Genomic DNA, 24,065 nt, shown 5'->3' on the forward strand with positions numbered 1-24,065 from the left:
TTTTTAAACTTAATTAGACTACGCCAAGACTTTTGTGACTTTTGTGGTTTGAGAATAAAACAAGGTAAATGTAATAAATCCTTTTCCCCAGTTGTCATATACATATTGGAAAATATGATATGAAAAACTGGTCTTTTAAAAAATGGAACACCGTACTGGGATGGTTCCTTTTCGCTATTGCGCTTATTACTTATCTTTCAACGATAGAACATTCCCTGAGTTTCTGGGACTGCGGAGAATATATTTCTTCAGCCGTGAAACTGGAGGTAACCCATGCTCCGGGAGCTGCTTTATTCCAGATTATGGGAGCTGTAGCAAGTATTTTTGCATTAGGGAATGCAGAACATTATTCTATTGTTATCAATGCGATGTCGGCGTTATTCAGTGCATTTACGATCCTGTTTCTGTTCTGGACAATTACCCATTTTTTAAGAAGGCTTTTGCATAAAGATGTTGAAGAAATTACAAAACATCAGGAAATCTCAATTCTGTTTGCCGGAGTGATTGGAGCTTTATGTTTTACGTTTTCAGATACATTCTGGTTTTCAGCAGTAGAAGGAGAAGTGTACGCGATGGCTTCCATGTTTATTGCTTTGCTGGTCTGGCTCATCACCAAATGGGAAAATGAATATAAAGCAGTCGACAACGAGAGATGGATCATTCTTATTTTCTTTATCATAGGGCTTTCCGTAGGAGTACATATGATGTGTATGCTGGCTATTCCAGCCATATGTCTGGTGTATTATGCCAGAAATTATACTTTTTCGTGGAAGAGTTTTATAGTGGCCAATTTGGTTACACTGGGAATTCTTGCCTTCGTATTCAAGATGATTTTCCCTTTGATCATGACCATGTTTGGAAAGCTTGAAATTTTCTTCGTGAACGGGCTGGGACTTCCTTTCCATTCAGGGACCATTGTAGCATTTGTTCTCATGACCATCATAAGTTATCTTCTGATTAAATATGCGGGAAAAACAAAAAGAAAACTCTATCAGACTGCTGTTTTATCTCTGGTCTATATGATCATCGGGTTTTCATGCTGGCTGGTGATTCCGATAAGAGCCAACGCCAATCCTCCGATGAACCTTAACGATCCTGATACCGCCATCGGGATGAGAGATTATTACAACAGAGTGCAATATGGTGACTGGCCTACTATTTACGGACAGAATTATACCGCCTTTCTTGATAAAAACGGGCTGGAAAAAGATGAAGACGGAAGCTACAAAAGAGACATCACCGGAGATATTTACGAAAAAGATGAAAAAACCGGAACTTACAGAAAAACGGGGGAGAGATTCAACTACGTTTTCAATAAATCTCACATCAGTTTCATGCCGAGGATGTTCAATGAAGATAAAGAGGTAACCGCCAATTATATTTCTTTATATGGAGCGCCTGATTTTACTTTTAATTATGACAATGAAGACGTTGCAGACAATCCGGAAGCGAAAAGGATTTTTGAAGAACTGAGAGCAAAATATGAAGGAGACTCCATCACGGCAGAAGATTATCTGAAAGTGAAGCCTTATGATCTTATCAAGGTGCAACGTCCATCCTTCGCTCAGAATATGGATTATTTTATATCATTTCAGAATGGATATTACTTTGTAAGATATCTGATGTGGAACTTCGTAGGAAGGCAGAATGATCTTCAGGGACACATGGAAAATACCAATGGAAACTGGATATCAGGATTTTCTTTTATTGATAATGCTTTATGGGGAGATCAGGATCATATGCCTGCCAAATTTAAAAATGAAAGTACCGTAACGTTTTTCTTTTTGCCGCTAATTTTAGGATTAATCGGCTTCTTTTTCCAGCTCAACAGAGATTTTGGAAGATTTTATGCGACGCTTTCGCTGTTTGTTCTGACAAGTATGGGAATTGTTTTCTACACCGGAGTAAAGCCATTTGAAGTAAGGGAAAGAGATTATGCCATGGTAGGTTCATTTTATGCCTTTGCCATCTGGATTGGTCTGGGAGCAGGAGCTATACTTTGGCTGATTCAGTCTAAGGTTAAATCCAATGCCGCCAACATTGTTCTGGGAACTATTTTATTAGGAATTCCTTTGATGATGGGGTTTCAGAATTACACTTCGCATGACAGAAGCAAGAAGACAGCAGCCCGTGATTATGCCTATTCATTGTTAAGGTCGTTGCCGAAAGATGATATTATTTTCATTTATGGTGATAATGATACCTTTCCGGTATGGGCCATTCAGGAAACAGAAAGATTCAGGGATGATGTGAAGACGGTGAACTTTACCCTTTTAGCCACTCCATGGAATATTGATCAGGTGAAAAGAAGAACTTACAATGCGAAGGGCATTCCGGGTGAATTAACGCATGAAGAATATAGAGATGGGGTAAATGATCAGGTATATCTGATGAAAAAAGAAGATTGGGAAGGGCTTTTCCAGATGCTGAAAGAACAGGGTGCTCCGGACACTGCTTTCCAGGAATTCAGAAAATATCTGACCCAGGATTCACTGACCTTGAAAGATGCTATGAAATTTCTGAAATTGAAATCTTCTGATAAAGATGAACTGCTGAAAATGTACTTTGGAGAAAAACAATACGAAAAATACAATATCCTTCCGGTGAGTAAATTTATTCTTCCGGTAAATAAAGCAAATGCGGTGAAAGTCGGGATCATTACTCAGGCAGATCTTCCACAAGCTGTAGATCAGATCACGATTAATTATGAAGCCAACACACTTTATAAAAGTAATCTGATGATGCTGGATATGCTGGCTAATTTCGATTGGAAACGTCCGATCAGTTTCTCTTCAGGCGGGATGTATGACAGTGAAAATATTTTTTATCTGGATGAATATCTTCAGTTTGACGGTTTCAGTTACAGACTGGTTCCTGTTCACACTCCTCAGAAACCGGATGGAGATAAGGGAAGGGTAGATGCGAACTCTCTTTATCAGGTGGTGAAAAACTTCAGATGGGGAAATTTTAAAGATCAGAGTATTTATTACGATGAAACGGCTACGTCAAATATCTTAGGCTACAGAATGTCTGTCAGCAGGGCAGTGTCCGCATTGGTTGTCAATGGACAGAAAGCCAAAGCTTTAGAATTACTGGATCTTGCTGCAAAAGAAATTCCGGCGGAGAAATATAATGATCCGCGTTCATTAAGTGCGATGGTTACCGGATATATTGTTGCAGGACAAGAGCAAAAAGGTCTTCAGCTGGCAGAAATGCTCAAAAAAGGAATATTTGAAGAATATGATTATTACCACAATCTTTCCCCTTCATTTAAACCAATGGCGAAAAGACAGATGAGGTCTAAACCGATGGAATATGCACTTGTTGTGGCAGCCGTTACAGATGCCTACAAGACTTTGGGGCAGAAAGAAAAAGCCCATGCATATCTTTTAAAATCGATGGAGCCTATTGATAAGAAATTCAGTGTTTTTATCAAAGGACTTCAACAGATGGGCAAAGAAAAAGCAGGGAAGGAAGCTGAAAATGTACGGCAGATTGCTCCTTTTTATCAGTATTTATTCAATGTTATGGAACCTTTTGATTCCACATATTCAAGAAAAAAAGAAATTGAAATCACCAATGCGATGATGAAAGTGACACAGTAAAACTTAAATAAAAGCCTTTAAATATTTAATTTAAAGGCTTTTTTAATATAAATCAGAATGAATGAATAAAATCTCATTTTATAAACGCAAAGTTTTATTTATAATTCTTATGATTTTAAAGGAGCAAAGAGGTTTGATCAATTTCATTGATCATTTTTAAGCGAATGTATTACCATAAGGCTTCATCCGCGACAAAGTCGCTCTTCTTCGCTTCCTTAAATAAGCATAATGATATTATTCCTTTGCGTTAAAAATTAAATTGAAGTAATGTAAAAATCATCAAATTTAAAAGATTAAAAATTCTATGAGATTTGAACCATTCATACTATCGTTTTTCTTTCAACGACCATCCAAATTTCAGTCCGATAATGAAAACTACTAAAAGCAGTTCCCCGGCAGCCAGCAAAATATCTCCCGGCACACGCATCCATCTCAGAAAATGCATAATGTCCGTCTGCATGAACTCTGCAGAACGTGCATACCAGTAACCTTCTTTGATAGAGGCAACAGACTGCATGATACCTATGGGAAGAAGACTGATGGTAACCATCACCAGTAATCCAATATTAATCATCCAGAAAGCCCAGCCAATTAATTTATCATTCCATTGTCGGTCTGGATAAAGTCCTCTCAACACAAACATCATTAATCCGATTCCCAGAATTCCATAAACTCCGAACAAAGCGGCATGACCATGTACTGAAGTGGTATTCAATCCCTGGATATAGTACAATGCGATAGGAGGGTTGATGGCAAATCCAAAGATTCCAGCACCAAGGAAATTCCAGAAACACATGGCAATGAAACAATAGATAGGCCATTTGTAAGCCTGAATCCATGGGGTTGATTTACTCAGTTGATAATTTTGGTAGGCTTCATAGCCTATCAGAACAAGCGGAACAATTTCAAGCGCACTGAAAGTAGCTCCTAAAGCCAACACAGCGGTAGGAGTAGCACTGAAGTACAAATGGTGGAATGTCCCCAGAATTCCTCCGCCAAGAAAGATAATAGTAGAAAATAAAACAGCACTGGTGGCAGATTTCAGCCTTAATAATCCCAGTCTTGTAAATAAAAATGCAGCCACTACCGTTGCAAAAACTTCAAAAAATCCTTCTACCCAAAGATGAACAACCCACCATCTCCAGTATTCGGCAATCGCCATATGAGTTTGTCTTCCATACATTAATCCTGCTCCATAAAATAACGCAATGGCTACAGATGAAAGGGTAAATAAGGTCAGCAAATGACGGTCTCCATCTTTGCGTCTTAAAGCGGGAAGCAATGCTCGGACCATTAAAACCAACCAGAGAATGAGCCCTATAAGCAGTAAGATCTGCCATACCCTTCCCAGTTCTACATATTCATATCCCTGATGTCCCCAAAGGAAATTATCCACCAGTCCAAGCTTTTGCATCACACCAAGCCATTGTCCGGTTAATGATCCCAGCACAACAATCAATAAAGCTCCGAATAATACATTCACTCCCAGTTTCTGGTATTTCGGTTCATGTCCTGAAACTGCAGGAGCTATATAAAGTCCTGTGGCCAGCCATGAGGTGGCAATCCAGAATATTGCTAGCTGTACATGCCAGCTTCTGGAAACCGACTGTGGTAAAAACTGGTCCAGGGGAATCCCATAAAATCCGCTTCCTTCCACACCGTAATGGGCTGTAACTACACCGGCAAGCATTTGAACAAGGATCAGCAGTGCAACGACCCAAATGTATTTCAACGTGGCTTTCATAGAAGGGGTAGGTTTCATATTGCGAAGAGGATCTTCGAGCGGTAGTGCTTCACTGATTTCTTCCTCTTTGTTTCTGGCATGATAAAATACCAAAAGGCCTACCGAACCTAATAAAAGTAATATGCTGAACCCTGACCATAAATGCAGTGAAGGAGGAGGAATGTTTCCAACTGATTCATCATGCGGCCAGTTATTGGTATAGGTCACATCATCACCCGGTCTTTCTGTGATGCAAACCCATGTGCTCCATGCAAAGAAAGCATTCATTTTAGCCATTCTTCCGGTGTCTTTGATGGTATTCTCAGGAATGGCGTACTGGTCACGAAGTTTTGCCATGGAAGCATCATTCATGAATAATTTTGAATAATACTGTGAAAGCTGTTTCTGCACTTCAGCTCGCTCCGGGGAAAAAACAATTTCATTTTTACTTTCATTAAAAGTATTGGTACGAAGTTCTTTTTTCAGCAATACCTGATATTTGGCCTGTTCTACATCCGGAAGTTCTTTGTAAACTTTACCATCCTTTTTTGCCAGTTCATCAAGTAAAAGAACAGATTCCCGGTGAAGGTAATCGGCCGTCCAGTCCGGAGCAATATAGGCACCATGTCCCCAGATACTTCCTACCGTTTGTCCACCAATAGACTGCCAGACGTTCTGTCCGTCTTTAATATCCTGTGCGGTTGCAATCACCGTTCCGTCTGTGCTGACTACTTTGTCCGGAATGGGTGGGATTTTCCTGTAAATTTCAGTTCCGTAGAAGATAAGAACCGCAAACGAAGCAATCATTACTACAGCAAGCCATATCCAAAGTTTTTTAGGTGTCATTCTGTATTAATTTTTAAGATTCAACGGCAAATTCTTTCTCCAGTCGGATCGCTTTGGGGAAAAGGATATTGTTCTCAAGGTGGATGTGTTGATGCAGGTCATTTTCGAAATCCTGAAGCATGGCAAAAGCTACTTTATAAGTATTGCAGGCATCTGCAGGCGGAAGATATTCGTTGGTAATTTCCGCAATCCTTCTGAAGCGGTCTCCTTCTATGGTGTGATCATGTTCCATCATATGAACCGGATTTTCTACGGTTCCAAAATGAGGCTTTGGAAGAGAACCTCCGGATATTTTAGCCTTTACCATATTTTTTACAAACGGGAACAGAATGAGTTCTTCTTTTTTCATATGGGCAGCCAGATCGTGTGCTGATTCATTAAATAAAGAATTGATTTCAAACAGTTCCGGATGTCTTCCTCCATGTACTTTGCACAATTTATCAAGAAATGCCTGCAAAACAGAAGTTTTTTCTTCTACATAGCGGTGATGGGTTTTCTCAATATAATCTGTCAGAAGGTCCAGAGGCCAGCTGTTGAAATCGATTGAAGCACCTTCATTTTTTGGAAGCGCTTCCAGTTCTTCATAAATTTTTTCAGGAGCAAGTTTCTTATTACTGCATGCCTCTTCAATGGTTCTTCCACCTTTACAGCAGAAATCAATACCGTGTCTTTTAAAAATTGCGGCCGTTCTGAAATCTTCAGCCACCATATTTCCTATAAAGTCTGTTCTTGTATTCATAATATAATACTTTTTTGTCTTTTATTATTTTAAAATTTTTTAATTACTTTTTAAGAGATAAAATATATTTTACCATCTGTCGGGCATTTTCTTTACTCAATCCCGTATGAGGAGTCATTGGGATTTCGCCCCAATTGCCTTTACCACCGTCAATGATTTTTTGTGCCAGCATATCAAGATCAGCATCCGTATATTTTGCAGCAACCTCCTGATAAGAAGGACCTATTAATTTTGAATCTATTTTGTGACAGGTAAGGCAATCTGTTCCTTCAATTAACTTCAATCCTTCGTGCTTTGACCCATCATTGGAAGCTGAAACTTCAGGGACTTTTTCTACTGACTGTGGTTGGACGACCTGTTGTTCAGAATATGGCACAGCTTGAGGAATGGGAGTTGTTTCCGGTTTGGAACAGGAAAATAATAATGTGGCTAAAGCTGATGCAATAATGGTATTTTGAACGGGTGTTTTCATAATGAATAGTGTTATTATTGAACCGTATTTCTTTTGAATTGTAAAATGATTGCTGTGATGAGCATTAATGCTTTCGCGGTTTCAGCATAAATAAAATAGTCGTGTAATGGAGTAGGAGGTAATGCTTTTCCTGATGAAAGTAAGTCTACACGTGAATCAAGTACCGGCAGCAGCCAGAATTGTTCTATAGCAAGTATAAAAAATAAAACAGCCAGAATGATAAAGTCAGTTTTAGTGTAATTTTTCCAGCTGATGAGCATCAGAATCAGTATGGCAATAAGGAATTCCCATTGTATTTTTGAAGAGAGTCCAAACATGAGTTTTCCTAATCCTAATGCAGTCTGAAGGGTGATTCCCTGAACCTGAAACTTCAAAGGTGTCTCCAGGAAGCTTATAGTCAGAAACATTCCGGTCATCAGGCACAGCAGCATCAGCACTAAAGGATTTTTGAGTTCTAATTTCATTTTTAATTTATTTAATATTAAAAGATCTTTTTATCTTTTATTTATTTAAATTTTTTTAAGCCCTCAAATGAGTAAGCTGTAATTCCAGATTATCAACAAACATTTGAATTTTTGAGGTTTCAAGCATGATTCGAAGATCCTGTCGGATACTTTTGAACTGATCATGAAGTGGGCACGGATGCGTTTCCGAACACTGGTCAAGTCCAAGTCCGCAGCCGGTAAAAAGTTTGTCTCCGTCAATTTCTCTGACAATATCGGCAATGGATGTATTCAGATTTTTCTGATCCATATAGAAACCTCCGTTCGGACCTTTGGCGGATTGTACAAATCCTTTTCTGCTCAGATCCTGCAAAATTTTAGCAATAAAATGCTCCGGTGAATGGATGCTTTTTGAAATGTCCTTAATCCCGACCCTGCTGTCATTTTTAGACTGCTGGGCAATATAGATCAAAGCTCTTAAAGCATATTCGCACGTTTTTGAAAACATTTTACTGAATTTTATGGGACAAATATAGAAAGATATTTTTAATAAAAGATAAATTGGTCTTTTATTTTTTTCTGAATCTGATGAAGATCATCCATCATGGGTTTAACTGATCATATTTTGAGTCGCTTTATTACTCTTTCTAAGATCTGATGGTCGTGATTGGGTAAACTCATGAAAAGTATCACTGAAGGCGCTGATAGAGCTGTAGCCCACATCATCGGCAATTTCATTGATGGCTTTGTCTGTATTTAAAAGCAATTCAATCGCTTTGATGATTCTTAATGTTTTTAAATACTGGAGGAAAGAAATATCCATATCTGCTTTGAAAAGCCGCGACAGAGAACGTTCACTCAAACCAAATCTGCTGCTGACATTGGACAGGGTCAATTTTTCCCCGATATTCCACTCCAGATAAGATACAATTTTCATCATCTGTTTGTTGTGGGTGGCCGGGAGAATAATGGGCAAGGGCTGTTTGTGAGTTTTTGGGAGGATCTTTTTTAAAGCCACTAAAAATTCAAAATTTTCATCTTTTGCCGTTACATGCTTTTCATCCCAGATTTCAGAATATTTGATCATCTGTATCAGAAGTTCTGACGCAGGATAAATGCCCAGTCTGCTGTAGAAAGGATCTGAGACATCATCATGAGCATAGAAATAAAGAGAACGGAGAACCGTTGCTGTATGTCCGATCTCTAAAATATGTTCCATTCCCTGCGGAATCCAGAAGAAATGTCTTGCCGGAACCACATAGGTCCTGTTGTCAATCGTAATATAGGCGATACCACCTTCCACATAGCTCAGTTGTCCTTTCGTATGTTTGTGAAAAGGAATCAGTTTTTCTGATTTTTCGTGCATAACAAATACACTTTTATCGTCTTTATCAATGTCCGGAAGTGCAGCAATTAATCCCATAAAAAAGTTTAAAATCCCAATGAAAATACAAATATAATCATTTGGCCGGAATCATGTAAAAGTTGACTATTTTAGGTAAATAAAATTTCTGGATTGCCAATAAATTTGCAGTGCAATAATTCAAAAATTCAAATGAAAATTTATGTCGCCGGATTGCTGATGCTTGGAATTTCCTCCACTATATCAGCTCAGACCGGCAGTCCAACAAAGGATACCATACGACTCTCCCTAAAAGACGCATGGCAAAAAGCGGAAGAAAACAGCCGTCATATCAGAATCAATACCATTAATGTAGACATTGCCGAAGCCGAAGTAAAAGATGCCAAAAGAGAGCGTCTCCCGGAAATTGAAGTCAAAGGCTCTGCAGAAAAAGCGTCCAACATTCCCATCTATGAAAACGGAATTTTTTCCAAACCAACACAGCATGAAGTGATTCATACGCTTTACAGAGCCGGAGCAGATTTTTACCTGAACATTTATAACGGAAATAAGCTGAATCTTAAGATTAAGGAAAATCAGACTCTTCAGAAAATTAAGGATATTCAGAAAGAACAGTCCGTTTCTGATATTCATTACAAAACTGCAGCGCTTTATCTTGAATTACAGAAAACATTAATCTTCAGAGATCTTATCAAACAGGACATCACTGATCAGAAGACACAGCTTAAAGAAATACAGACTCTTTATAAAAATGGAGTGGTTTTAAAAAGTGATGTTTTAAGGATCGAACTGGAACTTTCCAAAAGAAAAATGGCTCTGGTGACCATAGAAAATGATATCCTCATCGCCATGCAGAAACTGAATATTATTCTTGGGATTCCGGATGAGCAGATTGTCATCCCTGAAGCACCGCTTAATCAGTGGAATGAAAATACAACTTATAATGAGTATCTCAAGCTGGCACTGGATCATTCTTTTGATTACCATGTTTCTGAACAGCAGACAGCGCTTAGTATAATCAAACTGAAACAGGTAAAAGCCAATGTAAGACCTAAAATAGGGATGTATGGTGAATTTTATTATGCCAATCCGCAGATTTTCCTTTATCCCTATAATCCTTATTGGTACTCACTGGGAATCGTTGGAATTAAAGCTTCATTTTCCATCTCTTCCCTTTACCATAACACCCATAAAGTAAAGGCTGCCCAGCTGGAGTTTGAGAAAGAAGAAGAAGTACACAAAGATACGGAAGATAAAGTGAGACAACAGGTGAAAGAAGCTTATCTGCGTTACCAGGAAGCTTTGGAACAGATAAAAGTGGCAGAAGCTAATGTCGCTCAGGCAAAGGAAAATGCACGTATTATCAAAAATACTTACTTCAGCCAGACTTCTCTTATCACTGAACTTTTGGATGCAGATATACAGTTGCTTCAGACAAAATTTGAACTGGAAGCTGCCAAAATTATGGCCCAGAACAATTATTATTTACTACAAAACATTACAGGCGTTTTATAATACAATGAAAAAAAAATATACTCCCACCGATAGAATGATCACGAAGATCACAGGATGGATTTCAGTTGTAATCGTTGCCGCACTTGCTGTCTGGGGCGGTTTTACCTTAAAAAATTATTATGCCTACGAGCAGACCAATGATGCACAGGTTCAGGAATATGTCAACCCTATTATTTCAAGAGCCGGAGGATTCATTGTTGAAGTAAAGTTTGAGGAAAACCAGGAAGTTAAAAAAGGAGATACTCTTTTAATCATTGATAACCGCGAATATATTCTTCAGGAAAAACAGACTCAGGCTGCCATTCAGAAAGCGCGTGCCCAACTGAGAGTATTGGAAAGTACGACAGGAACTACAGAAAAGGAAGCCGCAGCAGCATTGGCTCAGGTAGATGCCAGCAAAGCGAAAGTCTGGAAACAACAGCTAGATTATAACCGATATAAAAAGCTTTATGATGAAGAATCTGCTACCAAACAACGTCTTGAGGACGTGAAAGCAACCCTGGAGGTGAATGAAAGCGATTATCAGTCTTCACAGGATAATTATGCTGCTTCAGTATCTAAAATTAATGATATAAGGGCAGAAAAAACAGTTGTTTTAGCAGAAATTGCAAGACTGGAAGCATTGCTGGACCGTCATAAACTGGATGTAAGTTATACCGCTGTGACTGCAGCATATGATGGAAGAATGGGACGCAGAACGGTTGAGGTGGGGCAGATGATTGATGCCGGAGAAACGCTGGCCTTTATTGTCAATAATGAAACTGACAAATGGGTGGTAGCCAATTATAAAGAAACTCAGATCAAGGATATGCACATTGGAGATCATGTGAAAATTGTTGCAGATTCTTATCCGGACAAAGAATTCCAGGGAACAATTATTTCCCTTTCTCCTGCAACAGGTTCAAGTTTTTCACTGCTTCCACCGGATAACTCTACCGGAAATTACGTGAAAATTGTACAGCGTATTCCCGTAAGAATCAGAGTGGATGGACAAAGAAGTCAGATTGATGTTCTGAAAGTGGGAATGAATGTGAATGTTTACGCCAATAAAAAGCATTCCAATGGCTAAAAGACAAATGCCCTATTTCAAAAAATGGGCTCCGGAATGGCTGGTGAAGATTATTCTTTTTTCAATGACACTTCCGGGAATCATTATCTTTTTTCTGCCATTGTCTAATGTGAATGCTGCAGCCGGATATTATGGATGTGAACCAGCGGATATTCAGTTTTCAGTAGCCTTGTTTTATGCAGGGTATGTAGGTTTTTATAGCCTGGAAAGACGATTTTTCAGTTTTCTGGCCGCAAAAGAATATTTTGTTCTGTTCACCACATTACAGATTCTGGCTTGTCTGATATGCTATTTCACCCGCGAAGTCTATATTTTGTTTCCGGTTCGTTTTATGCAGGGAATGTTATTTGCCGGAAATGTCAACCTTTCACTGACTCTTATTTTTACAAGATTGAGCAGTGAAAGAGGACGGGAGATCAGTTTTTCAGTATTTTTTGGAATCTTAATTTGTGCTTTGCCTTTTAATAATCTGATAACTGCAGATCTCATCGATTCCTATAATTTTAATATCGTTTATAAAACTGCCATCTTCTCTTATCTTCCGGGACTTATTTTCCTGACTCTGGCTATGAGTAATTACAGAACCCATGCAAGATTTCACTTGTATAAACTGGACTGGCAGAGTTTTGGACTTTTCAGTACGATATTGGTTTTGGTAGGATATATTACCATTTTTGGTCAGGAATATTATTGGCTGGAAGATAGCCGTATTCTGGGAAGTGTCATCGGAATTATTGCTTTAGCAGGAATCTCCATATTCCGTCAGCAGGCCATTAAAAGACCTTATATTGATCTGCAGGTTTTCAGATACAGGAACTTTAAAGTAGGTTTACTGATTCTTTTTGTCATGTATATATGCCGGTTTGCTTCAGGGATTGTCAATACGTATTTTGCTGCAGAACTGCATCTGGACCCGTTTCATATATCCTATATTAATATTTTCAATCTTATGGGATTGGTTGCAGGAGTGATCATTGCCTGCTGTATGGTTTTGCAAAAGAAAAATATACGATATATCTGGGGGCCAGGTTTTTTAATGCTATTGATCTTTCATGGATTGATGTATTATTCTTTTGATGTTCAGGCTGATGAGTTTAATTATTACGTTCCGTTATTTCTTCAGGGATTAGGGGTAGGGTTGATAATGGTTCCGACCATTATTTATATTATTTCTTCTGTTCCTGCTGTTATTGGACCTTCAGCTGCTGCAACAGCCTTAGCAATACGATATCTCGGATTTTGTATCAGTATTGCCCTGATCAATTTTTTTGAACTCTTTGAAAAAAGCCGCCATTATAATGCTTTTCAGGATCATTTAACTGCTGTCGATCCTGAAGTTAAACATTTTCTTCATCAGCAGACGGCTAAGCTTATTTCAAGAGGAATGCCTGAAGAAAAGGCTGTAAAAGCTGCCCATAAGTTATTGGTAGGAAGAATGAATGTTCAGGATCATGTCCGCTTTGCGATGGATTATTATGAAATGATGGTGTGGCTTCTTGCTGCCTCACTCTTATTGATTTTTCTTTTTCCCTATCTCAACCGTACTGCTCTTTATCTGAAATCCCGCAGACTGTCACCTGCATAAGTGCAATTTTATTTTTTATCAATCAAAAGTATAGCTTATTAGCTAATTTTATAGTAGAGTGCTGAGACTGTCTGATAAGGCAGTCTCTTTTGTTATGACAGAAAATAGATAAACGCTTCTGGCCGGAATTGTATGTTTTTTGTCATTGCAGACAAAATCCTTTCTCTCTACATTTGTACTCATACAGAACGGGATATGAAGAAAGAAGGACAACATACAGGAATGAAAAATATAGTACTTCTGGCATTACCACAGGTACAGCTGCTTGATATTGCCGGACCATGGGATGTTTTTACAGCGGCCAACCGTTTTCTGAACACTGATAAAGAAGATACTGGCTATCATGTGTATCTCGTTTCCGGAACTTCAGAGAAGGTTATCTATTCCGGTTCAGGAATGCCATTATCATGCAGTCATACGATTTATGATATTGATTTTCCTTTAGATACTTTACTGGTAGCTGGGACAGCGTTGAGTGTACTGGAGGAAATCAGCCACGATCTCTATCATTATCTTCAGAATATAAAGTCAGACGTAAGACGGCTGGGATCTGTCTGCGTTGGGGCATTTGTTCTGGCCAAAGCAGGGCTGTTGGATGGTAAGCAGGTCACTACCCACTGGAAATTTGCAGATACATTGCAGAAGTCTTATCCCAAACTAGAGGTGAATGTCAATCCTTTTTTTATTCGTGATCAACCTATCTATACATCGGGAGGTGTTTCTTCCGGGATGGATCTTGCGTTGGCTCTTTTGGAAGAAGATTTTGGAAAACCATTGGCCATAGAAGTTGCCCGTCATCTTGTTCTGCCTTTAAAAAGAGCCGGAATGCAGTCGCAGTTTGGAGATGCACTACCGGAATATGAAATAATGTCTCCTTTTACAAAAGAGGTCCGTGATCTGTTGAAAGATAAGCTGAATGAAGCTATAACAGTAGAGTATATTGCTGAGTCACTGAATATGAGTCCCCGTAATTTTTCCAGAGTATTTCTAAAAGAATCAGGAATGACTCCCGGCAGGTTTCTTGAAAAAATGAGACTGGATCAGGCGAAAAATATGCTGGAATATACTGAGATGAGTGTGGATATGATTGCGGTTAAATGTGGATTTAGCAACGCCGTTTCGATTCGTCGGGTATTTCTTAAAAATATCTCCATTTCTCCGGCGCAATACCGGAAAGCGTTTAAGACTGCAGAATAATTTTTTTCTCTTACTGATTTAAAATAAAACTGATCATCCTCAAAGGTCGGCAGGGGAGAACTATGCCTTTATTCAAAAAATAATCATCTTAAAAATAAAAGAATTATGAAACAAGACCCTAAAACAATGAAGGTCGCATTTTTAATTTATGATCAGGTAGAAGCTCTTGACTTAAATGGTCCTTTGGATGTTTTCGTTAAGGCGAATGTTGTACATCCTAACGCTTATCATTGCTTTACAGTTGGAAAAACAAAAGAGTCGGTGTATATGGAAGCCAATACGATGGCTATTATTCCTACCTATGATATCCATTCCTGTCCTGAGCCGGATATGATTGTGGTTCCCGGAGCAAATCCTGAACACATTATGAAATACCTTCAGGATAAGAATTTTCAGGAAACCGTTTTACAATGGATTAAAACTCATTATGATGCCGGAACCGTTGTGTTTACAGTATGTACAGGAAGTATGCTGTTGTCCGGAACAGGTATCCTTGAAAACCATGATATTACTACCCATAGTATGTTGTTAGATACTTTAGAACAGTATAATCCGGAAGCTAATGTGATTAGAAATGTTCGTTACGTGGATCAGGAACAGTTGATAACTACGGCTGGAATTACGGCTGGAATAGACGCTGCTCTTTATCTGATTGGAAAACATCTCGGTAAGGAGACAATGGATAACATTATCGATATTTTCGAATATCAGAACGGAAAATCTGAAATTTGAGTGTAACAGAAAAATAGATGGTTTTAAAATTTTCGTCAACCGTAAAAATTGGCGGAAATTTTATTTTTAATTAAACGATTACTCATTCTGTAATTTTATTGAAAAAAAATAGTAAACGTAATTAATTTATAAACAGATGTTTAAATTTTAAGTGGTGAAATTTATCACAAAAAAGCATAGAAAAATTTGGATTTAAACAGTGTTTTCCTATCTTTGCAGTCCCTTAAACAAAGGAATTTACTTGAAAAAGTAAGTGGCCGACTCGGTAGCTCAGCTGGTAGAGCAATACACTTTTAATGTATGGGTCCTGGGTTCGAATCCCAGCCGGGTCACAATGTGAAAATATAAATTTTCAAAAGCATAAAAAACCTGCAAATTATTTTTGCAGGTTTTTTATTTATAGTGTTTGCTATAATGTTTCAAAATGGCCGATTATTTAAATTAACGGACCAGTTGATTGTACTCGTACTTTTTCAATTGAAATTCAGCTATACCTTTATTCCTCATTTTTGGGTTTAAAGTTTCTTCCGACTCCCTGGCGGAGAAATGTAATTTTTCCTTGTACTTTTTTCGCTTTTTCAAGGACTTCCAATGCTTTTGTTCGTTCGTTAATTTTGCCAGCGTGTGTTATATTGTCCTGACGTTCATTTTTTTTCATGTATCAATATAGTAAATTTATTTGACAAAAACAAATTATTGATAGTAAGGTCGTTTCATATTTTAAGAAAATAAAATTGATCTACTGATCGTCTGCGAGTAGCAAAGGGATTCACTGCTGTTTTCAATTTTTAACGGAAGCCTTTTGGGCTCATTTTTGAAATTTACATTAAGAACCTCCTAAGGTGTGTGAAATTTTTATGTCTGATATTGTAAAAGTTAGCGGAATCACAGGCATAAAATGTCCGGAAAGTATTGTGAATAAAGAAAAAGTTTCTATCTTTGCAGTCCCTTAAACAAAGGGGTTTACTTAAAAAAGTAAGTGGCCGACTCGGTAGCTCAGCTGGTAGAGCAATACACTTTTAATGTATGGGTCCTGGGTTCGAATCCCAGCCGGGTCACTTGAAAAAGCTTCAACAGACGTTGAAGCTTTTTTTGTATTCTGTTCCATGTAATATTTTTATTTTTCGTCATTCTGATAATTTTATGTTATACCATCAATACATGAGATGAAGATGATAAAAGCACCCGTTTTTGAAAATCAGTAAAATATTTCTTTTTTACCTTAAAATGTATCCTTATGTTAGCTGACAAAGAAACTACTTTTGTATACACATTATTTCTGAAGCAATGGCTAATAAAATATTTAATATAAAAGAATTTGCATCCTATCTGAACGTTGCTCAACCTAAAAATGATGACTTGCTTATCATCAATTTTGAAAATGAACAAAATATAAGGTTGAAATCCGATTCCGTTACCATAGATTTCTATTTGCTGGCTATAAAACCACCTTTGGAAAAGAACTTTAAGAAAACCGATTTTCTGGAAGACCAGGCAAAATCCTTTATGTATGTTGATTGCCCGCAGAACAATCTGGAGTGGGATATTAATATTCCTAAGTCCGGCTATAATATTCTGGTAAGTGCCAGATATATCAATAAGCTGGCAAAAGAATATAATTTCCCCCACTACAATAACCATGAGGCATTGTTTCTTACAAAAGAAGAGGAAGAAATCCTGTGGGATCTTTATAAAAAGGCATATAATGAATTCCAGAAAGAAAACTATTCCAGAGATATTATCCTGTCGTATATTACTTTGATCTTGTCTTATACCCAAGTGTTTTATGACAGACAATTTGATTCAAGAAGCAGTATATATGATTCAGTAATTGAAAATTTTTATGAAAACCTGAAACAGTATTTCAGTCAGAAAGAAGAAGTTTCAGGTCTTCCGTCTGTTGCATTTTTTGCACAGAAGGCCAACCTGTCTGCCAATTATTTTGGAGATCTGATCAAGCATTTTACCGGCGAATCTCCTATAGAGCATATTCATAATTTTGTATTAAAACAAGCAAAAGACAAGCTTAAAAACACGTCACTTTCCATCAGTGAAATTTCTTACAGTCTGGGTTTTGATTACCCTAATTATTTTGCAAGATTTTTCCGAAAAAAAACCGGTATGTCTCCAAAAGTATTCCGAGGAATGCAGTCATAAAACATCTGAATTATTCACATATTAAGCAGCCTTTGAGGTTGCTTTTTTTATTGGAGAAAAATTATAAACTGTAAAAAGTCTCCGTTTTGGAGTAATCTGTCTACGTATCTGAGCAGGTGCTCATGGTAACTTTGTTCTATCAAAATAACAAATGTTTTAATTTAAAAAATAAGATCATGTTACAAAAGAAAATCAGTATTAAAAATGGAAACGGACAGGATATTACCTTATCAGCAATTGTTAATTTCCCTGAAGGATTTGATGAAAATAAAAAATATCCGGTGATAGTAGTTTCGCATCCCGGTGGCGGTGTAAAAGAACAGGCATCCGGACTGTATGCAAAGAAACTGGCAGAAAACGGATGGCTCACTATTGCTTACGATGCTTCTTATCAGGGGGAAAGTACAGGTGAACCACGCCAGCTGGAAAATCCTTATATCAGAACGGAGGATATAAGTGCAGTAATAGATTATCTGACCACTATTTCTTATGTAGATGCAGAAAGGATTGGAGCGATGGGTATCTGTGCCGGTGCCGGCTATACTGCAAATGCAGCCATTAATGATCACAGAATTAAAGCGGTAGGAATGGTAAGTGCAGTGAATATTGGTTCCATGTTTCGTAATGGCTGGGAAAATAATGTAAAAGATGCCGATGCAATGCCCTATCTGATCGCAGGAGCCGATGCAAGAACCCAGGATGCAAAAGAAGGACTGCAGACTATGCCTTTAGCACCTATGAAAGAAGAAGACGCCCCCAACGAAGAATTGAGAGAAGCCTGGGAATATTACCACACAGACCGCTGTCAATATCCTACAGCTCCGGGATGGGCGACATTAAGAAGCCTTACACAGATTATTACCTATGATGCTTATAACAAAGCAGAAGCGTTTTTCACACAACCTCTGCTGGCTATTGTCGGAAGTGTTGCAGGAAGTGCGTGGATGAGTGATGATCTTCTAAAGATTGCAGCAACTTCAGATAAGAAAAAATATATCATAGAAGGAGCCAACCACATGTCATTGTACGACAGAGAAAATAATGTAAATGAGGCTGTTGCTCAGCTGGCAGCTTTCTTTTCTGAAAAATTATAAACATTATCAAACTTAATCACAATGAATACACAAAAAATAACATTTAAAAACGTAGCTTGGGACAATGCTGGAATTCTGCATTTTCCAGCAGATTTCAATCAGAATAAAAAATATCCAACCATTATTTCCATGCATCCTATTGGAAGCTGTAAAGAACAGACGGCAGGAAATGTGTATGGTAAAGCATTAGCAGAAGCAGGGTTTGTTGTGTTGGTATTTGATGCTTCTTTTCAGGGAGAAAGTGGAGGAACGCCTAGATATATTGAAAATCCATACCAGCGTACAGATGACGTTCGATATGCCATTGACTATCTGGAGACCCTGTCTTATGTAGATGCTGAAAAAATCGGGATATTGGGAGTTTGTGGAGGAGGAGCGTATTCTTTGAATATTGCGATGACTGAACGCCGTATCAAAGCAGTGGTTTCCATTACTGGAGTAAACTTTGGACGTCTGTTACGTGACGGTTTTGCAGGCGGAAGTCCTATGGAAGTCCTGGGCCAGATTGCTTCACAAAGAAGTTCTGAAGCTAAAGGTGATGATTTATTGACGATCAATATGCTGCCTGAAAGTGTAGAAGTAGGTAAAGCTGCAGGGATTGACGATATAGATGTACTGGAGGCTACGGATTATTATAAAACTTCAAGAGGGCAGGCTATTGGAGGTGCCACAAGTGCTGTTTATTCACGCCTAGGCATAGGAATGGGCTGGGATGCGTTTTATCTTGCTGAAACCTTATTGACTCAACCCATTCTGGTAGTGGTGGGTGATAAGCCAGGTGGATTCGGAGCCTACAGGGACGGATACGAAATTATTCGTCGTGCTGCATCACAGAAAAAAGAATTATCAGTTATAAAAGGTTTCTCCCATTATGATCTTTATGACCAGCCTGAGCCGGTAAAGCAGGCATTGGAAAAAGTTGTTCCTTTTTTCAAAGAAAATTTATAAGAAATTTCAGGAAAGAGATTATTTTTAACAGATACTGTAGTGATGATAAAAAGGGTTATTCAATTGAATAATCCTTTTTATTAAAATCTAATTTATCCTTTTTTACAGGATTTAAAACTTAGATCTGTGGCTGAACCTGAAAATTTTTGTCTCTGATTTTGTAAAAGTTAGCAAAATTCAGTGCGTGAAATTTTACGAAAGTATTATAAATAAAGAAAAAGTTTCTATCTTTGCAGTCCCTTAAACAAAGGGATTTGCTTGAAAAAGTAAATGGCCGACTCGGTAGCTCAGCTGGTAGAGCAATACACTTTTAATGTATGGGTCCTGGGTTCGAATCCCAGCCGGGTCACTGGATGGAACAAATCATTAATAAAAATGATTTGTTCTTTTTTTATATAGTTAGCTTATTATTTAGGTTTGCGGCTGAGTTTTTCCGATAATCCTTCTCTGAATTTTCCAATTTTTCAAGCTTAAGTAAAAGTGCTTTATTGATTCATCATACTGACAGATCGTTTTATAACTCTATTTTCTATAATTTTCTGACCAAATAATGCTTAGTATATAATCACTTATCGACCACCGTATACAAGAGCTTCCGGCTACTTATTTAAAATCATTCTTAATGAAATATTTCATAACTTTGATATAGTGAAAAAGCTGATTTCCATATTGTTGCTATCATTATATTTGGTTTCTACAACCGAGTTATATCAGTTTTTGAAAATGCCGCTTCTTATTGAGCATTATATTCAGCACAAAAACCAAAACCCTGAAATGTCTCTTACGGCATTCCTCAAAACCCATTATGATCATCCTGTGAAAGACAGTGACCATGATCAGGACCAAAGATTACCTTTTGTATCCCATGCAAACCTGCTGTCGGTAGTTTTCACGATTACTCCTTCGCTGGATTTTTATGGTATAGAGAAAATATTTAATCCTATTGAGATCAAGAAGGCCATTCACAAAAGTGGTCTGTACAATAAAGAAATTATCAATTCTATATGGCAGCCGCCAAGATCTGGTCAATCGTAATCTGTTTTTAATCATTTTTTTGATTGGGAAGGTATTCTGTTTTTCTACATTAAAGTGTCTGTATACTGCGCAGATACGATTAAGCCTATGACTGAGAATAGTGGAATTTCTTCAAAACAACAGATTACTCCATTAAATTAAGCTTTTAAAAGTCATTGATTTTTTCTGTAAAGAATAAAATCGGTATTGCATTGCTGATCGTGAGGTTGATCTTATCTGGGCATAAAATTAACCATCGATATGATGCCGGACAATACACGTAATCGGGTGTAAGTTTTTACTACAGCACCTTCTTTTGATGCAACAGATATAGAAATGCTTATACTCTTCTCGTGAAATTTTAAAATACTGCAGATGAATAAAATTGCGGTTATAGAATTATTTAAAAATACATATCATAATGAAAATATCATCTTTAATAAAAATAGGAGCAGGATTTATACTCATGCTTTTTGTGATCATTCAGTTTGTTGACAATGAAAAAAATATAGCTGCCGCACCCTCGGGGAATGAAATCGGGAAACACTATCAAGTTCCTGCCCATGTGCAGAAATTATTGAAAACAAGCTGCTATGATTGTCATTCAAATACAACTGTTTATCCATGGTATAATAATATACAGCCTGTACAATGGTGGTTGGCAGATCATGTTAATTCAGGAAAGCGGCATTTTAATTTTGATGAATTTAATACTTATTCTAAAGAAAAAAAATTGCATAAACTTGATGAGGTTGTGGAAACGATGCAAAATGATGAAATGCCCCTTGCCTCATACACTATGATTCACCATAGCGCAAAACTGTCTGCAACTGAAAAGGCGGACATTGAAGCGTGGGTAAAAGATCTGAAGAAAGAGATTCAATAGCAGTTTCTTAAAATACGGGACAAATATGTCAATATAAGAAAAACAATGAGTAAATTTAATATTATATCCATCTCATATGAATTATAATATACCTCAGGATTTGAAAGGCCTTACGGAAGCGGAAGTATTGGTTTCCAGGAAAAAGTACGGATATAACCGTCTTGAAGCGGTGAAAAAAGAATCATGGCCAGACCTGCTTATCGGTATTTTGAAAGAGCCAATGCTCATTCTTCTGATATGTGTTTCCTTTGTTTATGTTCTTACCGGTGATTATGGAGAGGCCTTGTTTATGTTGGCGGCCATTATTGCAGTTACAGCCATTTCATTTTATCAGGATAACCGCAGTAAAAAGGCACTGGAGGAACTTGAAAAACTTAACGAACCTTTGAGTAAGGTGATTAGAGATTCAAGGATAGTCAATATTCCCACTTTTGAAATAGCTGTCGGAGACTTATGCATTACCGAAGAAGGAAATCTTATCAATGCAGACGGAAGAATTGTTCACAGCAACGATTTTTCTGTGAATGAATCTTCGCTTACGGGAGAGAGCTTTTCTGTTTTCAAAGACAGCCAGTCAGAAGATAACAGAGTATATAGCGGAACAATTACCGTCTCTGGTCTTGCTGTTTTTGAGGTTGAAAATATAGGAAAAGAAACGAAAGTAGGAAGAATAGGACAATCTATTCTGGATATAAAAACAGAAGCATCTCCTTTACAAATTCAGATCAGAAACTTTGTAAAAAGCATGGCTGTTATCGGAATAATCATTTTTTTGGCAGTATGCATCTTCAGTTTTGTCAAAACAGGTAATTTTGTAACCAGCCTTTTGAGCGGGCTTACATTGGCCATGTCTGTACTTCCCGAAGAAATTCCCGTAGCTTTTACTACTTTCATGGCGCTGGGAGCCTGGAAACTGATGCGGGAAGGAATCATTATAAAGAAAAGCAGTATTGTTGAAACCTTGGGCAGCGTTACTGTAATCTGTACCGATAAAACAGGTACAATTACTGAGAATGCTATGCAGTTGAAATATCTTTATGACTATCATTCCGATAAAATTTATCAGGAGACAGAATTTGAAACAAACCAACTGAATGAACTTGTTGATTATGCAATGTGGAGTAGTGAGCCCGTACCTTTTGATCCTATGGAGGTAACGCTGCATAAAGTATATGAGCAAACCCAAAGGCCCGACAAGAGAAGAGACTATCAGTTGGTTCATGAATATCCATTGGAGGGAAAACCTCCAATGATGACCCACCTTTTTGAGAATTCACAAAAAAACAGAATGATTGCAGCTAAGGGAGCCCCTGAAGCTATTATCGCTGTTTCAAATCTTTCAGAGGACGAGAAAAATAAAATAAGAAAGGTAATTAAAGACTTTGGTGAACAGGGATACAGAGTGCTCGGGGTGGCTAAATCTCAATTTGAAGGAAATAATTTCCCTGATAAACAGCAGGATTTTATATTTGATTTTTTAGGATTGACGGTATTTTATGATCCTCCTAAAAAAGGGATAAAAGATGTATTCAGGCATATTTACGAAGCAGGTATTAAAGTAAAAGTAATTACCGGAGATAATGCAGATACTACAAAGGCTATTGCATTGCAGGCTGGAATTAAAAACAATGCTCCGGCAATTAACGGAAATGAAATTACTACAACTTCAGAACAAGATTTATTAAAACTTTCCGAGAATGCAACACTGTTTACAAGAATGTTCCCGGAAGCAAAGCTTGAAGTTGTTAAAGCATTAAAAAAACAAGGTCATATTGTGGCGATGCTCGGAGACGGTGTGAATGACGGACCTGCACTGAAAGCTGCTCATATAGGAGTGGCGATGGGAAATAAAGGTACTGAAATTGCAAAATCTGCTGCAGCCCTGGTGATAACCAATGATGATCTGGATAAACTTGTCACCGGTATAGCTGCCGGACGCAGAATCTATGCTAATATAAAGAAGGCCGTTCAGTATATCATTTCCATTCATATTCCTATTATACTTACTGTTTCCTTACCATTATTTCTGGGTTGGGTATTTCCACATATATTTACGCCGGTACATGTAATCTTTCTTGAACTGGTTATGGGGCCAACGTGTTCTATTGTTTATGAAAATGAACCTATAGAAAAAAACGCGATGCAGAAACATCCCAGAGCTCTTACAGATACATTTCTGAACTGGAGGGAACTCACATTAAGTATTATTCAGGGGTTGGTTATTACTGGTGGAATCCTTTGGATGTACCAGAATTCTGTGGATTTTGGAAACGATGAAACTAAAACGAGGGCGCTGGTTTTCAGTACTCTTATATTTTCCAATATACTCCTGAGCTTCGTGAACCGCTCTTTTTATTATAGCGTAGTGGAGAGTTTTAAAAACCGTAATTTACTGCTTACAGGAATTTCTGTTGTAGTTCTTCTTCTGCTTTTGGTAATTCTGTATCTGGCTCCTGTGTCAAAATTTTTCAGTGTGACTTCTCTTTCTTTAAAAGAGCTTGGCTGGGCATTGCTTACAGCTTCTGTTTGTGTGTTGTGGTTTGAAATTTATAAATTTGGTAAAAGGCTTTATAAAAAGAAAAATAAGTAGAAAAAAATAATCAATAGTAATTTAATTTTGTTTTTTTAAATAGTTGATTTATAAATTATTACTTTAGACTCAATATGATCATTATCT

General features: G+C 37.6%; 19 protein-coding genes and 3 tRNA genes. 15 read left to right on the plus strand and 7 right to left on the minus strand.

Translation table 11 applies throughout. The features are described 5' to 3' along the window. Positions 1-119 precede the first annotated feature (119 nt). On the plus strand, positions 120-3,605 hold the full coding sequence (locus tag RAH34_RS10770; protein WP_306596135.1) for a DUF2723 domain-containing protein: 3,486 nt from the start codon (positions 120-122) through the stop codon (positions 3,603-3,605). Positions 3,606-3,930: 325 nt separating this feature from the next. Here RAH34_RS10770 and RAH34_RS10775 read toward each other — a convergent pair whose 3' ends face one another. The 6 genes from RAH34_RS10775 to RAH34_RS10800 all read right to left on the minus strand — a co-directional run bounded on the left by RAH34_RS10775 (position 3,931) and on the right by RAH34_RS10800 (position 9,251). Continuing rightward, on the minus strand, positions 3,931-6,174 hold the full coding sequence (locus RAH34_RS10775) for a nitric-oxide reductase large subunit (protein ID WP_306596136.1): 2,244 nt from the start codon (positions 6,172-6,174) through the stop codon (positions 3,931-3,933). A 13-nt stretch (positions 6,175-6,187) separates the two neighbouring features. Next, positions 6,188-6,913: an iron-sulfur cluster repair di-iron protein gene (ric, locus tag RAH34_RS10780; RefSeq protein WP_306596137.1), complete on the minus strand. Its 726-nt coding sequence runs from the start codon at positions 6,911-6,913 to the stop codon at positions 6,188-6,190. 43 nt (positions 6,914-6,956) lie between these two features. Continuing rightward, positions 6,957-7,385 (minus strand): c-type cytochrome, encoded by a 429-nt coding sequence (locus RAH34_RS10785; protein ID WP_306596138.1) that lies wholly within the window; start codon positions 7,383-7,385, stop codon positions 6,957-6,959. A 14-nt stretch (positions 7,386-7,399) separates the two neighbouring features. Further along, complete coding sequence (locus RAH34_RS10790) at positions 7,400-7,849, minus strand: hypothetical protein (RefSeq protein WP_306596139.1); 450 nt, start codon at positions 7,847-7,849, stop codon at positions 7,400-7,402. A 55-nt stretch (positions 7,850-7,904) separates the two neighbouring features. Continuing rightward, on the minus strand, positions 7,905-8,336 hold the full coding sequence (locus tag RAH34_RS10795) for an Rrf2 family transcriptional regulator (RefSeq protein ID WP_306596140.1): 432 nt from the start codon (positions 8,334-8,336) through the stop codon (positions 7,905-7,907). A 102-nt stretch (positions 8,337-8,438) separates the two neighbouring features. Beyond that, positions 8,439-9,251 carry an AraC family transcriptional regulator gene (locus tag RAH34_RS10800; RefSeq protein WP_306596141.1) on the minus strand — a complete coding sequence of 271 codons (813 nt, stop codon included), beginning with the start codon at positions 9,249-9,251 and terminating at the stop codon, positions 8,439-8,441. A 132-nt stretch (positions 9,252-9,383) separates the two neighbouring features. Here RAH34_RS10800 and RAH34_RS10805 point away from each other — a divergent pair, with 132 nt between their 5' ends. The 6 genes from RAH34_RS10805 to RAH34_RS10830 all read left to right on the plus strand — a co-directional run bounded on the left by RAH34_RS10805 (position 9,384) and on the right by RAH34_RS10830 (position 15,621). Then, complete coding sequence (locus RAH34_RS10805; RefSeq protein WP_306596142.1) at positions 9,384-10,706, plus strand: TolC family protein; 1,323 nt, start codon at positions 9,384-9,386, stop codon at positions 10,704-10,706. 4 nt (positions 10,707-10,710) lie between these two features. Continuing rightward, positions 10,711-11,775, plus strand: a complete 1,065-nt coding sequence (locus RAH34_RS10810) for an HlyD family secretion protein (RefSeq protein ID WP_306596143.1) — start codon at positions 10,711-10,713, stop codon at positions 11,773-11,775. After that, entirely contained in the window at positions 11,768-13,360 is a 1,593-nt protein-coding gene (locus RAH34_RS10815; protein WP_306596144.1) for a beta-carotene 15,15'-monooxygenase, read from the plus strand. Before RAH34_RS10810 ends, RAH34_RS10815 begins: the two co-directional genes overlap by 8 nt. A 222-nt stretch (positions 13,361-13,582) precedes the next feature. Next, positions 13,583-14,557 carry a GlxA family transcriptional regulator gene (locus RAH34_RS10820; protein ID WP_306596145.1) on the plus strand — a complete coding sequence of 325 codons (975 nt, stop codon included), beginning with the start codon at positions 13,583-13,585 and terminating at the stop codon, positions 14,555-14,557. Between the two features lie 105 nt (positions 14,558-14,662). Then, entirely contained in the window at positions 14,663-15,289 is a 627-nt protein-coding gene (locus tag RAH34_RS10825) for a DJ-1/PfpI family protein (protein WP_306596146.1), read from the plus strand. Between the two features lie 259 nt (positions 15,290-15,548). Then, positions 15,549-15,621: transfer RNA gene (locus RAH34_RS10830), tRNA-Lys, on the plus strand. A 164-nt stretch (positions 15,622-15,785) separates the two neighbouring features. Here the strand turns inward: RAH34_RS10830 and RAH34_RS10835 are convergent. Further along, positions 15,786-15,947, minus strand: a complete 162-nt coding sequence (locus RAH34_RS10835) for a hypothetical protein (RefSeq protein ID WP_156106559.1) — start codon at positions 15,945-15,947, stop codon at positions 15,786-15,788. A 327-nt stretch (positions 15,948-16,274) separates the two neighbouring features. Between RAH34_RS10835 and RAH34_RS10840 the strand changes: the two genes are divergently transcribed. The 8 genes from RAH34_RS10840 (at position 16,275) to RAH34_RS10875 (ending at position 23,978) form a co-directional block, all read left to right on the plus strand. Then, positions 16,275-16,347: transfer RNA gene (locus RAH34_RS10840), tRNA-Lys, on the plus strand. 229 nt (positions 16,348-16,576) lie between these two features. Next, entirely contained in the window at positions 16,577-17,446 is an 870-nt protein-coding gene (locus RAH34_RS10845; RefSeq protein ID WP_306596147.1) for an AraC family transcriptional regulator, read from the plus strand. Between the two features lie 176 nt (positions 17,447-17,622). Then, positions 17,623-18,540: an alpha/beta hydrolase gene (locus RAH34_RS10850; RefSeq protein WP_306596148.1), complete on the plus strand. Its 918-nt coding sequence runs from the start codon at positions 17,623-17,625 to the stop codon at positions 18,538-18,540. A gap of 21 nt (positions 18,541-18,561) precedes the next feature. Continuing rightward, positions 18,562-19,488, plus strand: coding sequence for an alpha/beta hydrolase (locus tag RAH34_RS10855; protein ID WP_306596149.1), 927 nt, complete (start codon positions 18,562-18,564; stop codon positions 19,486-19,488). Between the two features lie 276 nt (positions 19,489-19,764). Further along, positions 19,765-19,837 (plus strand) — tRNA-Lys (locus RAH34_RS10860). Between the two features lie 299 nt (positions 19,838-20,136). Next, the gene (locus RAH34_RS10865) at positions 20,137-20,523 is read left to right on the plus strand and encodes a hypothetical protein (RefSeq protein ID WP_114821550.1); all 387 of its coding nucleotides are present in this window, start codon (positions 20,137-20,139) and stop codon (positions 20,521-20,523) included. 400 nt (positions 20,524-20,923) lie between these two features. After that, entirely contained in the window at positions 20,924-21,388 is a 465-nt protein-coding gene (locus RAH34_RS10870; RefSeq protein ID WP_306596150.1) for a heme-binding domain-containing protein, read from the plus strand. Positions 21,389-21,464: 76 nt separating this feature from the next. Further along, positions 21,465-23,978 carry a cation-translocating P-type ATPase gene (locus RAH34_RS10875; RefSeq protein WP_306596151.1) on the plus strand — a complete coding sequence of 838 codons (2,514 nt, stop codon included), beginning with the start codon at positions 21,465-21,467 and terminating at the stop codon, positions 23,976-23,978. The last annotated feature ends 87 nt before the right edge of the window (positions 23,979-24,065 follow it).

The organism is Chryseobacterium sp. WLY505, from assembly GCF_030846215.1.
GTDB lineage: Bacteria > Bacteroidota > Bacteroidia > Flavobacteriales > Weeksellaceae > Chryseobacterium.

Coding starts and splice junctions, on each gene's coding strand:
- RAH34_RS10870 (WP_306596150.1), top strand. CDS start 20,924: ATGAAAATATCATCTTTAATAAAAATAGGAGCAGGATTTATACTCATG.
- RAH34_RS10810 (WP_306596143.1), top strand. CDS start 10,711: ATGAAAAAAAAATATACTCCCACCGATAGAATGATCACGAAGATCACA.
- RAH34_RS10815 (WP_306596144.1), top strand. CDS start 11,768: ATGGCTAAAAGACAAATGCCCTATTTCAAAAAATGGGCTCCGGAATGG.
- RAH34_RS10805 (WP_306596142.1), top strand. CDS start 9,384: ATGAAAATTTATGTCGCCGGATTGCTGATGCTTGGAATTTCCTCCACT.
- RAH34_RS10875 (WP_306596151.1), top strand. CDS start 21,465: ATGAATTATAATATACCTCAGGATTTGAAAGGCCTTACGGAAGCGGAA.
- RAH34_RS10800 (WP_306596141.1), bottom strand. CDS start 9,251: ATGGGATTAATTGCTGCACTTCCGGACATTGATAAAGACGATAAAAGT.
- RAH34_RS10785 (WP_306596138.1), bottom strand. CDS start 7,385: ATGAAAACACCCGTTCAAAATACCATTATTGCATCAGCTTTAGCCACA.
- RAH34_RS10835 (WP_156106559.1), bottom strand. CDS start 15,947: ATGAAAAAAAATGAACGTCAGGACAATATAACACACGCTGGCAAAATT.
- RAH34_RS10845 (WP_306596147.1), top strand. CDS start 16,577: ATGGCTAATAAAATATTTAATATAAAAGAATTTGCATCCTATCTGAAC.
- RAH34_RS10825 (WP_306596146.1), top strand. CDS start 14,663: ATGAAACAAGACCCTAAAACAATGAAGGTCGCATTTTTAATTTATGAT.
- RAH34_RS10770 (WP_306596135.1), top strand. CDS start 120: ATGAAAAACTGGTCTTTTAAAAAATGGAACACCGTACTGGGATGGTTC.
- RAH34_RS10855 (WP_306596149.1), top strand. CDS start 18,562: ATGAATACACAAAAAATAACATTTAAAAACGTAGCTTGGGACAATGCT.
- RAH34_RS10820 (WP_306596145.1), top strand. CDS start 13,583: ATGAAAAATATAGTACTTCTGGCATTACCACAGGTACAGCTGCTTGAT.
- RAH34_RS10790 (WP_306596139.1), bottom strand. CDS start 7,849: ATGAAATTAGAACTCAAAAATCCTTTAGTGCTGATGCTGCTGTGCCTG.
- ric (WP_306596137.1), bottom strand. CDS start 6,913: ATGAATACAAGAACAGACTTTATAGGAAATATGGTGGCTGAAGATTTC.
- RAH34_RS10850 (WP_306596148.1), top strand. CDS start 17,623: ATGTTACAAAAGAAAATCAGTATTAAAAATGGAAACGGACAGGATATT.
- RAH34_RS10795 (WP_306596140.1), bottom strand. CDS start 8,336: ATGTTTTCAAAAACGTGCGAATATGCTTTAAGAGCTTTGATCTATATT.
- RAH34_RS10775 (WP_306596136.1), bottom strand. CDS start 6,174: ATGACACCTAAAAAACTTTGGATATGGCTTGCTGTAGTAATGATTGCT.